This window comes from Streptomyces sp. GD-15H, assembly GCF_045291515.1.
Taxonomy (GTDB): domain Bacteria; phylum Actinomycetota; class Actinomycetes; order Streptomycetales; family Streptomycetaceae; genus Streptomyces.
Window position 1 is genome coordinate 877758 of record NZ_CP149447.1, and the last position, 12572, is coordinate 890329.

Here is a 12572-nt window from a genome sequence, read left to right on the forward strand (position 1 = left end):
ATGACATGCGGCGCGGGCACCCGTTGGTGGGACGGCCCGCCCAAGACCGTCCTACGCATGCCACGCCCCCGCTACACTCCCCACCGCCAGGCCGTTGACCAGGGAAAATACAGAAGTCCGGCTGGAGTACTAACGGCCGCCGCCCCGCGTGGCCATGCGGAGGCATACGGCCCACTGTAGGTTTGCGGTGGTTTCTCCTGTCGCCAGAACTCGGCGGGCCCGCGCCACCGGGCCCGGCCCACCGCAGTCATGTAAGGAGTCCGCCATGGCCTGGAACGCCAAGGTCATGTTCTTCCGCTTCCCCGACCCCGCCCGCACCTACCAGGCCTTCTCCGAGGTCAGGCAACTGCCATCGGTGGGCCGGGCGGCGATCCTGGAGCGCGCGGAGGACGGCACCCTGTCCGTGCCCGAGAGCTACGAACCCGGCGCCGGCAGCACCACGGCGGTCGGCGGCGTCGTCGGCGCGCTGGTCGGGGTGCTCGGCGGGCCCATGGGCATCTTTCTCGGCTGGGGTGCTGGAACGCTCGTCGGCATGGCCTCCGACGCCGACGACGCGGCCGAGTCGGTGGACGCACTGACCGTGCTCAGCCGCGGCGTGGACGAAGGCAGCAACGTCCTGATCGCCGGGGCGGAGGAGGACGACCCCGGGCCCGCGGACGCCATCGCCGAGCGACTGGGCGGGACGATCGTGCGGGTGCCGGCTGGGGAGGTCGAGGCCGAGGTCCGCTCGGCGCAGAAGGCCGCGGAAGAGGCCGTGGCCCAGGCTCGGCGACAGCACCGCGCCGAGCGGCGGCAGGAGTTCTCCGACAAGCTCGGAACCCTGTTCCACCGCTAGCCCGCGGCCGGACCGGCGGGGGCGGGCCCGCACGCAGCGGGGGCACGCCGATGAGGCAGGCGCTGGGACTGCGGTGATGCGGCGGACCGCGAGAGGAGCCGACGATGGGCGAGGGGGACCGGGGCGACCGGGCACTCGATCGTGTGCGCCCCGCCGGCCTGGTGGACGTCCCGGCCCTGGTGCGCCTGATCACCTCGCGCGCCGCCGACACGCCACCGGCCATCGACCGCGATGCTGAGCAGGTCCAGGCCGTCCTGCGGCTGCTGCTGGCCCACCATGCCCTTGAGGAGGGTCACCTCTGGGTGGCAGAGCAGCATACCGACGAGCTCATCGCCGCCGCCGTGTGGTTGCCGCCGGAAGCCGATCGGGACGTCAGCCGCTTCCACGGCCTGATCGCCCGAGAACTGGAGGTTCCGCCCGGCCTGCTGGCACTGGGCAGGGCAGACGGTGAGGCGCTGGAGGCCGCTCGGGCAGGTACCCGGGACTGGCTCCTGCTGGTGGCGAGTCGCGACGGCGACTTCTCGCACGCGCTGCTCGACCGCGTCCTGGCACCAGGTCTTCAGGCCGTGGACCGGCAGAGCGGCACGGTGGTCGCATGGACCGCATCCATCCCCGAGGCCGGTCGGCTGGAGACGTTCGGCTTTCGAGACACCCGCAAAGTGACGCTGCCGTCCGGCGGGCATGTCTGGCTGACCCGGCGTCCTCCGGCGACGGCTGGTCAGCCCCGCCCCTGACCGCCTCGGCAGCAGCCTCGCACTCCCTGCCCGCCGACGGCGTTGCCACGTCGGCGGACCGGCCTGGGACGATCTTGGAGTTGATCGCGCCGAACAGGGGTTCGCTCGTGTCGTCCGCGCCGCCGTCGTACCCGGGCCACCGGTACCCGGTCGAGGTGATCGCGCACCGTGTGCGGCGGTACGTCCGCTTCCCGCTCGGCCTCCGCGAGGCCGGGGAGCCGATGCCCGGGCGCGGCGTGCTCGTCTCCCACGGGACGATCCGGCGTTGGTGTGCGACGTCCGAGCAGGTGTACGCCAGCGGCCTGCGCTTGCAGACATCGCGCCCTACCTTCTTCTCGGGTCTGAACTGGTCATTCGTAGGATCGGTGGACCCAGGGGCTCCGGGTATGGCTCACATCGCGCTGCGCCGTCGGATGGTTCATGGAGCCTGGCCGCCCGGAGCCCCGCGACGACTCGACCGCCAATTGGGAACTGCGACTCGATCGCTGCGTAGGGCAACGCCGGCGAGGTCGTCTGCGGGATCGATGTACGACGTACTGACGGAGGTGACCGTGCCTGAGACATGGGCCGGGGTGGACATCGGTAAGACGCACCACCACTGCGTGGTGATCAACGCGGAGGGTGCGCGACTGCTGTCCCGCCGGATCCCAAACGACGAGAGCGAACTCCTGGCCTTGATCGGGGAGGTCCTGGAAATATCGCGTGACGTGCTGTGGGCCGTCGACCTCAACCACGGCGGCGCCGCCTTGCTGATCGGGCTGCTGGCCAGCCATGAGCAGCCCGTCGCCTACCTCACCGGACTCGCGGTGCACCGTGCCTCAAGCACCTACCGGGGCGAGGGCAAGACGGACGCCAAGGATGCCTTCGTCATCGCCGACCAGGCCCGTCTCCGCCGGGACCTCGGCCTGCTCCGGCCCGGCGACGAAATCGCCGTCGACCTGCGCACCCTCACCAACCGCCGCCTGGACCTGGTCTTCGACCGCACGCGGCAGATCAACCGACTGCGCGCACAACTACTGGAAGTCTTCCCCGCCTTGGAGCGGGTCCTGGACCTGACGGACAAGGGCCCGCTGATGCTGCTGAGCGGATACCAGACTCCGGCAGCCATCCGTCGCTCCGGGGTGAAACGGATCGAGACCTGGCTGAAGAACCGCAAGGTCCATGGCGCCGCCACACTCGCCAAGACCGCCCTGGACGCTGCCCAGGCCCAGCACACGGCGTTGCCGGGCGAGAAACTAGCCGCCGCTATGGCGGCCCGCCTCACAAAGGGAGTGATGGCCCTCGACGAGGAGATCGCCGAGCTCGACGCCCAGATCGAGGCCCGGTTTCGCGAGCATCCGCATGCCCAGGTGATCAGCACCCTGCCTGGGATGGGGCCCAAGCTCGGCGCCGAGTTCCTCGCCGCGCCCGGCGGCGACATGGATGCCTTCGGCACCGCGGACCGGCTGGCCGGCTTGGCCGGGCCGGCGCCGCAGCCACGCGACTCCGGCCGCGTCAGCGGCAATCTCCGCCGGCCCCGGCGCTGCCATCGCGGCCTCCTGCGGGTGATGTACCTCTCGGCCATGGTCAGCCTGCGCTGCTGTCCGGCCTCCAAGGCGTACTACGACCGCAAACGAAGCGAGGGGAAGGGGCACAAGCAGGCCCTCCTGGCCCTCGCCCGCCGACGCATCAACGTCCTATGGGCCATGATTCGTGACGGAGAGTTCTACAAAACGCCACCCTCTGTCACTGCCGCGGCTTGACCTCCTGATTGGGAAGCTCCATCTCCAACTTCCGGATGCGCTTGCCCTTCTCCCGCGCCTGCGCCCGCAGGCGCTCCAGCTCGCCTCGCTCCGTCTCCCGCGACCGGCCCGTGCCGGAGGCGACCGGGACCCGATCCGAAGTCGGCGAACCCGTCCGGCGAGCCCTCGACACCCAGCTGTGCAGCGCCCCCGGATTGATCCCCAACTCCCGTGTGACCTCCGGGATCGGCTTCCCGGCCTCGGTCACGATGCGTACAGCCCCCTCCCGGAACTCAGCATCGAACCTCCGCTTCCCCGACGCCATGACGCCCCACTTCCCCTTCCGCCACGGTGTCTCCACGGTACGAGGGGGCCATGCCGCTGCTCCTGTGTCGCCTGGCCGTTCACTGCCCGGGCCTGTTGCCCGACACGTGGCGCGGGTACAGGCTGCTGAAAGACGAAAGGAGTCCTTCGATGAGCCAGCACCCGCCCACCCCGCAGGTCGACCGTCCGATTGTCGGCTCGTATTCGTCATACGACGGCGCCCAGCGCGCGGTCGATCACCTGTCCGACAACAGGTTCCCGGTGGAACGCACCGCGATCATCGGTTCCGACCTGCGCATGGTCGAGACCGTGCTCGGCCGGCTCACCCGCGGCCGGGCCGCCCTGGCCGGGGCGGGCAGCGGAGCCTGGTTCGGACTGCTGATCGGGCTGCTGCTGTCGGTGTTCGCCGCCGGTGACCACGACGTCCTGGTCCTGATGCTGAGCGGACTGGCCTACGGCGCCCTCTTCGGTGCGGTCTTCGGCTTCGTCGGCCATGCCCTCAGCGGCGGCCGCCGCGACTTCGCCTCCCGCAGCCAGATCGTGGCCGGCCGCTACGACGTGGTGGCCGACACCGAGGTCGCCGACGAAGCCAAGAACCTGCTGATCAAGCTTGCCTGGCGGGAAGACTGACCGCAGCCTGCCCCGCCCAGGCGGGCAGGGCGTGGATGCCGCCGTCCGAGCACACACGGACGGGGCGTAATTACGGCCCGTGAAACCCGACTTCATCAGTAGGCAGGCACACGTAGTCGGCGGATTCGTGGGGTGGTCTGTTGACCCGGAGGTTGTCGCGCACGTCCTGGTAGCGGCCCTGCCGGCGAATGCGGTAGCGGCCTTCTTGCTGGTCTCGCGCATCTTCACGCTGGTGAGGCAGTGGCCGCCGACGCGGGTGAGGTAGGCGAGGTCGGCCTCGGAGGAGAAGCCGGAGTCGGCGACGGTGACCACCCGGCCCAGCCGCCAGGAGCGTAGATCGTCTTTGACCTGCTCGATCACGGGGGTGTCGGAGGCGTTGCCGGGCCAGCCCCAGCAGCGGACCGGGATGCCTTCGCGGGTGACCGCGAGCCCGATGATGATCTGCTGCAGGCCTTGGAGTGCCCGAACCGGCGAAACGCCTCATCGCCCGCCTCTTCGTCCTCGCCGTCACGCTCGAAGCAGGTGCTGGTGATATCGAAGAAGCGCAGGTCGACTTCGAGGTTGAGCACGTGGGCGGCGGCGAAGAACACGCACTCCTGCGCGGCGCCTTCCGCCTCGCTCTCGACGAGCAGGCCCAGCGCCCGCAGGGCCTGGCTGCTGCCGTCGAGTCCGGGCAGATCGGGCACGACCACGTCGCGGCTGGCCCACTCGCCCGCGGCGAGTTTGGAACCCGACGCGATGGCGCGGGTGGCGACCAGCGCGAACAGCACTCACTCGACTGCAAAACCGGCGCCCGTCCAGGACCTGGGCGAGCGCGGTGTCGATGCCGAGCAGCTTCCACAGCTGATCCAGCAGCCAGCCCCCGCCCATCGGACGGGAGGATTCCACCCGCAGCGGGCCGGCCTTGGCACCCAGAGGCGTGGTGACGTCGTCGTCCTCGCCGAGGTAGCGGTTGACCGAGGCGCCCAACCGGCGCAGGGCCTCAAGGCCGAGCCGGTCCTCGGCGGGCGAGCCGGCGCCTTCCCACACAACACCGGAGGTCGAACCGTCCTGATCGTGCGCGTTTCCGCGGCCCCTGCCAGTACAGTCGCCGCAAGGTGCGGCTGGAGAGGCAGGTGCGGGAATGCTCGAGATCAGCGGGGGCACCTGGGCGGCGACGCTCGCGGTCATCGTGGGACTGCTGGCCCTGGACCTGACGCTGGGATGGGTGAAACCGCACCGCGTCGGCTTCCGGGAGGCCGCCGCCTGGTCCGTGTTCTACGTCGCGGCCGCTGTCGTCTTCGGCGTGTGGTTCATGAGCGCCCACGGGGGCACGTACGGCACCGAGTACTTCGCCGGTTATCTGGTGGAGAAGAGCCTCTCGGTCGACAACCTGTTCGTGTTCGTCATCATCATGACGACGTTCACCGTGCCGGAGGAGCACCAGCAGAAGGTGCTCTCCTTCGGCATCGTGCTCGCGCTCGCCATGCGTGCCGTCTTCATTGCACTCGGAGCCGCGCTGATCTCCGCGTTCTCCTTCATGTTCCTGCTGTTCGGCCTGCTGCTGATCTACACGGCCGTCCAGCTCTACCGGCACCGGGACGAGGATCCGGACGTCGAGGACAACGGCGTGGTGAGGGCGGCCCGGCGACTGCTCCCGGTCACCGAGGGCTACGTCGACGGCCGGATCCTCACCCGGGTGGAGGGGCGACGGATGGTGACGCCGCTGCTGATCGTGCTCATCGCGATCGGCAGCGTCGACCTCCTGTTCGCGCTCGACTCCATCCCCGCGGTCTTCGGCGTGACCGAGGAGCCCTACATCGTCTTCGTGGCCAACGCGTTCGCCCTGCTCGGCCTCAGGGCGCTGTTCTTCCTCGTCAAGGGGCTGCTGGACCGGCTCGTCTACCTGTCGACGGGCCTCGCGGTGATCCTGGCCTTCATCGGGGCGAAGCTCGTCCTCCACTGGGCGCACGAGGACATCTCGCACGGCGTTCCGGAAATCTCCACTCCGCTCAGCCTCGTCGTCATCGGGGTCGTGCTCGCCGTCGCCACGGTGGCCAGCCTGGTCAAGACCCGCCGTGACCCCACCAGCAAGGCGCACGCCGGATCGCTCAGGGCCCACCGGCCCCGGCCGGAGCAGGACAAGGACTGAGGCCGCCGGCACCCGCCACGAAGATTGCGCCGCATGCCGGGCTGACCGTTCAGGGTGCCCGGCCCGCGCCCCGGCACCGAACATCCTGCGGTTCAGCCTCCCCAAGGTCGCCGGCCTCTCCGCCTGGGAGCTCGGTCGCCCTCACCCGCCGCGCGAAGCCGCAGGTGCCCGCCGTGCAGGCCATGCCCGCGTTCCGGCACCGCGGCATCGCCCGCGAGCCGGTCGTGGTGATCGACTCCACCGCGGCCCACACCGGCCGCCCGGTCGAACTCGACGCCGCGGCCGACGCCGCCTGCATCCGCGTACCCGACACCTGCGGGCCGGCCACCTTCACCACCGAGGTTGACCCGGTTGCGGAAGCAGAGACGGCAGACCACCACGTCCTGGGGGCGGTTCAGGGCAGTTCGGCGAAGCGTTCCACGGCTTGGGTGCGGCCGGTGACGACGAGGATGTCGCCGAGCTGGACGACGGTGTCGGCGGTGGCGTGGGTGAAGGCCTCGCCGGCGCGTTTGACGCCGACGACGGTCACGCCGTGGCGGGCCCGCAGCTGGCTCTGGCCCAGCGGTTTGCCGACGGCTTCCTGCGGGGCGACGGTCTTGATCAGGGCGTAGTCGTCGTCGAACTCGATGAAGTCCAGCATCCGGCCGGTCACCAGGTGCGCGACGCGCTCGCCCATCTCGTACTCGGGCAGCACTACGTGGTGGGCGCCGAGGCGTTCGAGGATCCGGCCGTGCTGGCGGCTGATCGCCTTGGCCCAGATGTGGGGGATGCCGGCGTCGACGAGGTTGGTGGTGATCAGGATGCTGGCCTCCAGGTCGGTGCCGATGCCCACGACCACGCGGGGGTACTCGGTGACACCGAGCTGCTCCAGCACCTGGGGGGCGGTGCAGTCGGCCACGACGGCGTGGGTGAAATCCTCGCTGAGCTGCTGCACGAGGTCCGGATCGGTGTCCACGCCGAGGACCTCCCAGCCGTGACGCATCAGTTCCAGCCCGAGAGAGCGGCCGAAGCGGCCCAGCCCGATCACGGCGATCCGGGTGTCGCCGCTCGATCGCCCGACCGGGGCGGAGAGTGGGCGCGTGAGGCGCCGGCGCAGGGGGGTGAAGTGGTCAGCCAATGACGGGTCGCTCCTCGGGCAGTCGGTAGCGTCGCGCAGGTTCGTGCAGGGCCAGCGCGGACGCGAGGATGACCGGCCCCACCCGGCCGGTGAACATCAAAGCGATCAGCACCAGGTGGCCGCCGGTGGGCAGGCCGGCGGTGATACCGGTACTCAGTCCCACCGTGGCGAACGCCGACACCGCCTCGAACAGCACCGCCTCCAACGATGCGTCGCTCACGGTCAGCAGGACAAGCGTGCCGGCCATGACCAGGCCCACGCCGAGCAGCGCCACGGCCAGGGCCTGCCGCAGGGCGGCCTGCGGGATCCGACGGCCCATGACCTCGGCCGCGGGGCGGCCGCGCACCTCGGCGAAAATGGCGACGGCCAGCACGGCGAAAGTAGTGATCTTGATGCCGCCCGCGGTACCGGCGCTGCCTCCGCCGATGAACATCAGCACGCAGCTGCCGAGCACGGTGGAAGAATCGAGCGCGGCCACATCGACGGCGTTGAAGCCGGCGCTACGGGTCATGGCCGAGTAGAAGAAGCCGTTGAGGAGTTTGCCGCCGACGCCCATGGGGCCGAGGGTGCCGGGGTTGCGCCACTCCAGGAGGCAGGTCATCGCGGTGCCCGCGGCCAGCAGGACCAGGGTGCCCAGCGCGGTGAGCCGGGTGTGCAGGCTGTAGGGTCGCCGACCGGTGGTGCGGGTGCGGCGGTGGTGGCGCAGGATCTCGAGCAGGACGGGAAAGCCCAGGCCGCCCAGGATCACCGCGGCCGCCACCGGCAGGGTCACCCAGGGATCGTGGGCGTAGCCGACGAGGCTGTCCGCGCGCAGGCCGAAGCCTGCGTTGTTGAAGGCCGATACCGCGTGGAAGACGCCGCCGTACACGGCATCCTGGAGGTCCTGCCCGTAACCGAGCCGGAACCGCAGCACCAGCAGGGCGGCGGTCACCACCTCCACGGCCACCGAGGTGGTCACGATGCCGAGCAGCACCTGGCGCACCTCACCCATGCCCAGGCTCTTGGTCTCCGCCTGCGCGGTCAGCCGCAGCCGCAGCCGCAGCCGTCCCGACACCAGCAGGGCCAGCAGCGAGGCGAGAGACATGATGCCGAAGCCGCCGACCTGGATCAGGGACAGGAGCACGCCCTGGCCGAAACCGCTCCACTGGGCCCCGGTGTCCACCACCACCAGCCCGGTCACGCACACCGCCGACGTCGCGGTGAACAACGCCTCCACCACGCCGGAGCCGGTGCCGTCCCGCGAGGCGGCGGGGAGCATGAGCAGCAACGTCCCCACCGCCACCGCCACCGCGAAGGCCGCCACGACGGCCCGCGCCGGGTGCAGGGCGAGTCTCTTCCACTCCACCCGGCCAGCAGCCACCACAAGCGTTCCCTTCCACTTCCACGGCCGGTGTCTGGCCGGCTGCAGCCGGCGAGAGACCGGGACGGCCAGCGCGCGGATACCAGGAGACGAAGTCCTCGTCGTCCCAGAGCCCGTCGAGGTGGTCACGTACCCACACGGCCGTGCTCCCGCGGGGATTCCGGCCCGCGCCATCCGAGCCGTGAGTTCTGGCCCTACCGCACCGGACAGGGGACGAACTGACACTGACCACCCTAGGAAGACAGGACTGCACCGAACCACCCAGAGCGTCCCGTAACGACCAGCAGCCCTGTCCCTGGAACCTCAAGATTCCCGGCAGAGTCCCTTCCTGACTCGGTCGTTGAGGCTCCGCCGCCGTCGCTTCTATGCTCCACCGGCCTGCGGTGCGGCAGCCGGGTTTCGTCCCACGTCGCCGGCCGGGACATGTGTGATCGCGAGGGCCGCGGCATCGTCGTCGAGTACTTCGGCGTGCCGGGACAGAGCGGTGAGCATGGCGTCCAGTACGGCCCCCGGGTCTGGGGGGAGGGGCCGGCCAGCGAGGGGATGGGATCGAAGAAGACACCATTTCGGTCACGGGCCTCGATGATGCCGTCGGTGAACATCACGAGCGTGGCACCGGGGGGCCACTCGAACCGGTCCACCGGGACTTCAGGCCCGGCCAGGTCCCCCAGGCCCAGCGGCAGTGCCGGCTCCTCCGGTTCCAGGACGGTCACTGTGCCTTCGTGGACCATCAGCGGCGCCGGGTGGCCCCGGTTCGCCGTGCGCAGCACGGAACGCTCGGGGCAGATCTCGGCGATGACGGCGGTGACGAAGCCTTCGTCCGGCGCGTCGGTCCGGCGGCTCTTGACGTCCTGCAACTGCACTTCCACGCCGCGGACGACGTCGGGCAGCTCCGGCAGCTGAAGGGCCGCCGCGTGGAAGGTGCCCAGCAGGGTGTTGACCATGCTGACCGCCTGCATACCTTTGCCGCGGACGTCGCCGATGACCATGCGGAGGCCGTAGGGGGTGTCGTGGACCGCATAGAGGTCGCCGCCGATCAGGGCCTCTTCCTGGGCCGCCCGGTAGCGGGTGGCGACGGCCAGCCCCCGGACACGGTCGGGCACGGCCGGCAGCACCGCGTACTGGACGGCCTCCGCCACCTGGCGGGCCGTTCTCAGTTGTTCCCGCTCGCGGGCGAACATCCGGTTGAGGAACGCCGCGACGGCGGTCAGGACGGCGATGGTCGCGAGCCCGAGGAAATCCGAGCGGGTGGAAAGAGCCTGGCCTTCGCGGAGGGCCAGGAGCGCCCCGACCAGGCAGGCCGCCGCCCCACTGGCGATCGTCCAGGCCAAAGAGAGCATCGGGGCCGCGATCACGGAGACCGCCGCCAGGAGGGGAAAGGTGTTGACTTCTGGCCAGGCGAGGTCTATGCCGACCGCGGCGAGGAGCACGGCGGCAGGCAGGCACCGGGACCACCGCATTCGCCTGGAGGCGCGCTTGTACCGGTATCGCTCCATCCCTGGTGGGCTCCGGGTCGTCCTGTGGTGAGCTGGTCTCCAGTCTCCGGTAGGTCCTTGCTCGAGGCGACCGCTGGGCCGTCTTCGGTGGTGCATAGACAGCTGAGTCGGTGCTCACGACCGCATGCCCCATGCGTGCCAGAACAAGCGGTCCGTCACGGTCGACGAGGGCGTCGGGACGCAGGGGGCCCAAGTTCCAGCCGTACCCAGGAGGCGGACCCGGTGACCAGCGGGGGACGGCCCCACAGGTCACCACCCGGCCCGTCACGTCCCCGTATGGGACCCGTATACGGAAGCTGCGCCATCTTGAAGTAGCTGGTCAGCGGGGTGGTGTGACCGCGTTTCGGGGTGCTCGTGCTGGTCGTGGGCAGCAGTCCAGGGTGTAGATCGTCTGGCAGGGCGGGTTTGCCGATGAGTTCACCGTCCTCGAACGGTCTACCCAGTGACATGACCGTTCTCGACAGGAGTGCTATGTCCACCATCCAGCCAGTGATCATCACTGCCGACCAGGACGTCCTGCTTGGCTTCTATACGAAATTGTTCGGCGCCGAAGAGATCTTCCGGGTGCCGGAGGAAGGCCCGGCCTTCTACCTCGGCTTGCGCATCGGCGACACCGACCTCGGCTTGGTGGCCAAGGAGAATCCGGGGACCGAGGCGGCGCCGCGGATCCTGCTCAGCATCGGTGTCGACGACGTCGACGAGACGCTCGGCCGGGTGACGGCGCTGGGCGGCTCGGTCCGCGGCGGCCCCAACGACATGCCGTGGGGACAGCGCGTCGCCCACATCCAGGACCCCGACGGCAACCCGGTGAACCTCACCCAGCCGACCCCGGCCCGGTGACGCCGTTCCGGGGTGCTGAGGCTGCCCCCGGAGAGTGGACACGAGGGCTTCATGCGACGAGCGTCATCTTACCGGTCGCCAGGTGCTGCTGTTCGAACTCCGTGGGTGACAGGTAGAACAGGGCGCTGTGCCGCCTTCGGGTGTTGTACCAAGTGATCCACTGGAACAACTCCAGTCTCGCCTGGCTCACCGTCAAGAACCGCTTCTCGTACATCGCTTCTCGCTTCAGCCCCTGCCACAACGACTCCGCCAGGGCGTTGTCGTAGCTCGAGCCGACCTTGCCCATGCTCCTGCGAATGCCGTACCGGTCACAGGCTTCGGCGGAGGCGGCGGAGGTGTACTGGGCGCCCCTGTCGGAGTGGAAGACGACCCCGTCGACCGACCCGCCGCGGGCCCGGACGGCCGCCTCCAGGGCGTCGGTGACCAGCTCCGCCCGCATATGGGTGGCCATCGAATACCCGATCACCCGGCGTGAACAGATGTCGATGACCGAGGCCAGAGAGAGCCACTGGCCGTCGCCGACGGGTATGTACGTGATGTCGCCGCACCAGCGCTGATCAAGACTCTCGGCGGTGAAGTCGCGCCCGAGCAGGTCCGGGGCCGGCGACGCGGCCGGGTCGGGGACCGTGGTGCGGGTGGCCCGCCGCAGGTGCCGCCCGACGATGTCGTTCCCGGACATCAACCGGGTGACCCGCTTGTGCTTGACGGTGTGCCCGAAGGCACGGAGCCCGGCATGGACGCGCGGCGCCCCATAGGCACCCTTGGACTCGGCATGGATCTCCCGGATCTCCTCGACGCGCGCGTCTTCCTCGGCCTGGCGAGCCGCACGCGCCTGGGTGCCTGCGATCCACCGGTAGTAGCCGGACCGGGACCCCTCGAGCACCCGGCACATCCGCTTGATGCCGAACCGCTCGGCATGGGCGGAGATGAAGCCCCAAGCGGGGGCCTTCACTTCATCTCCCGGGCGAAATACCGGGCCACCCGGCGCAGGATCTCCCGCTCCAGCTGCCACTCCTTCTCCGCCTTGGCATACCGCGCGTTCTCCTCCCGCAACCGCGCCGGCTCCGCGTCACGCCCGTCGCCACCCGCGCGGCCGCCGGAATCAACGCCGGCCGCACCAGCTCGGCGGCCGTCATCGGCCCGCACCCAGTTACGCAGCGTCTCACCGCTGATGCCGACATCCGCCGCGACCGCCACGTACGTCCGCTTCCCACCCGCCGCGCGGTACAGCGCCAGAGCATCCTTCTTGAACTCCGCCGTATACGGAGACTTGCGTCCCACTAGGACATCCTTCCTCGGATCAACAAGATCCATTGTCAGGGTGTCCACATCCCGGGGGCAGCCTCAGAGCCTCCGGTTTTTGTGAACGGCTTGTCTTGGTCGA

Annotated in this window: 12 protein-coding genes; 6 read left to right on the forward strand and 6 right to left on the reverse strand. The window is 69.9% G+C overall.

Features of this window, described 5'->3' with window-relative positions; genetic code table 11:
* Positions 1-265 precede the first annotated feature (265 nt).
* From WJ438_RS04345 to WJ438_RS04355, 3 genes are all read left to right on the forward strand, one after another.
* A complete protein-coding gene (locus WJ438_RS04345; protein WP_406724028.1) occupies positions 266-835 on the forward strand; it encodes a histidine kinase in 570 nt (189 codons plus the stop codon).
* Between the two features lie 104 nt (positions 836-939).
* The gene (locus WJ438_RS04350; protein WP_406724029.1) at positions 940-1569 is read left to right on the forward strand and encodes a hypothetical protein; all 630 of its coding nucleotides are present in this window, start codon (positions 940-942) and stop codon (positions 1567-1569) included.
* A gap of 524 nt (positions 1570-2093) precedes the next feature.
* Positions 2094-3311 (forward strand): IS110 family transposase, encoded by a 1218-nt coding sequence (locus WJ438_RS04355; RefSeq protein ID WP_406724030.1) that lies wholly within the window; start codon positions 2094-2096, stop codon positions 3309-3311.
* Here the strand turns inward: WJ438_RS04355 and WJ438_RS04360 are convergent.
* Positions 3295-3615 carry a transposase gene (locus tag WJ438_RS04360; protein WP_406724031.1) on the reverse strand — a complete coding sequence of 107 codons (321 nt, stop codon included), beginning with the start codon at positions 3613-3615 and terminating at the stop codon, positions 3295-3297. The genes WJ438_RS04355 and WJ438_RS04360 overlap by 17 nt on opposite strands.
* Positions 3616-3764: 149 nt before the next feature.
* Between WJ438_RS04360 and WJ438_RS04365 the strand changes: the two genes are divergently transcribed.
* A complete protein-coding gene (locus tag WJ438_RS04365; RefSeq protein ID WP_406724032.1) occupies positions 3765-4244 on the forward strand; it encodes a general stress protein in 480 nt (159 codons plus the stop codon).
* A gap of 356 nt (positions 4245-4600) precedes the next feature.
* On the opposite strand, the gene WJ438_RS04370 is transcribed toward WJ438_RS04365, so the two are convergent.
* Positions 4601-5014, reverse strand: a complete 414-nt coding sequence (locus WJ438_RS04370) for a hypothetical protein (RefSeq protein WP_406724033.1) — start codon at positions 5012-5014, stop codon at positions 4601-4603.
* A 353-nt stretch (positions 5015-5367) separates the two neighbouring features.
* Here WJ438_RS04370 and WJ438_RS04375 point away from each other — a divergent pair, with 353 nt between their 5' ends.
* Entirely contained in the window at positions 5368-6375 is a 1008-nt protein-coding gene (locus tag WJ438_RS04375) for a TerC family protein (RefSeq protein WP_406724034.1), read from the forward strand.
* A 394-nt stretch (positions 6376-6769) separates the two neighbouring features.
* Here WJ438_RS04375 and WJ438_RS04380 read toward each other — a convergent pair whose 3' ends face one another.
* From WJ438_RS04380 to WJ438_RS04390, 3 genes are all read right to left on the reverse strand, one after another.
* Complete coding sequence (locus WJ438_RS04380) at positions 6770-7492, reverse strand: potassium channel family protein (protein ID WP_406724035.1); 723 nt, start codon at positions 7490-7492, stop codon at positions 6770-6772.
* The gene (locus WJ438_RS04385; RefSeq protein ID WP_406724036.1) at positions 7485-8837 is read right to left on the reverse strand and encodes a TrkH family potassium uptake protein; all 1353 of its coding nucleotides are present in this window, start codon (positions 8835-8837) and stop codon (positions 7485-7487) included. Before WJ438_RS04385 ends, WJ438_RS04380 begins: the two co-directional genes overlap by 8 nt.
* A gap of 248 nt (positions 8838-9085) precedes the next feature.
* A complete protein-coding gene (locus tag WJ438_RS04390; RefSeq protein WP_406724037.1) occupies positions 9086-10282 on the reverse strand; it encodes a PP2C family protein-serine/threonine phosphatase in 1197 nt (398 codons plus the stop codon).
* Positions 10283-10819: 537 nt separating this feature from the next.
* On the opposite strand from WJ438_RS04390, the gene WJ438_RS04395 reads away from it, so the two are divergent.
* Entirely contained in the window at positions 10820-11188 is a 369-nt protein-coding gene (locus WJ438_RS04395) for a VOC family protein (protein WP_406724038.1), read from the forward strand.
* A gap of 49 nt (positions 11189-11237) precedes the next feature.
* Here WJ438_RS04395 and WJ438_RS04400 read toward each other — a convergent pair.
* Positions 11238-12469, reverse strand: a protein-coding gene (locus WJ438_RS04400; protein ID WP_406724039.1) for an IS3 family transposase whose coding sequence is annotated in 2 segments (ribosomal slippage) — positions 11238-12205 and positions 12205-12469 — 1233 coding nt in all. Because the reading frame shifts where the segments join, the coding sequence is not laid out codon by codon here.
* Between the last annotated feature and the right edge of the window lie 103 nt (positions 12470-12572).

What these genes read in the sequence shown, in the direction of transcription:
- WJ438_RS04350 (WP_406724029.1), top strand. Translation starts at nt 940, where the DNA reads ATGGGCGAGGGGGACCGGGGCGACCGGGCACTCGATCGTGTGCGCCCC.
- WJ438_RS04395 (WP_406724038.1), top strand. Translation starts at nt 10,820, where the DNA reads ATGTCCACCATCCAGCCAGTGATCATCACTGCCGACCAGGACGTCCTG.
- WJ438_RS04355 (WP_406724030.1), top strand. Translation starts at nt 2,094, where the DNA reads ATGTACGACGTACTGACGGAGGTGACCGTGCCTGAGACATGGGCCGGG.
- WJ438_RS04360 (WP_406724031.1), bottom strand. Translation starts at nt 3,615, where the DNA reads ATGGCGTCGGGGAAGCGGAGGTTCGATGCTGAGTTCCGGGAGGGGGCT.
- WJ438_RS04365 (WP_406724032.1), top strand. Translation starts at nt 3,765, where the DNA reads ATGAGCCAGCACCCGCCCACCCCGCAGGTCGACCGTCCGATTGTCGGC.
- WJ438_RS04375 (WP_406724034.1), top strand. Translation starts at nt 5,368, where the DNA reads ATGCTCGAGATCAGCGGGGGCACCTGGGCGGCGACGCTCGCGGTCATC.
- WJ438_RS04345 (WP_406724028.1), top strand. Translation starts at nt 266, where the DNA reads ATGGCCTGGAACGCCAAGGTCATGTTCTTCCGCTTCCCCGACCCCGCC.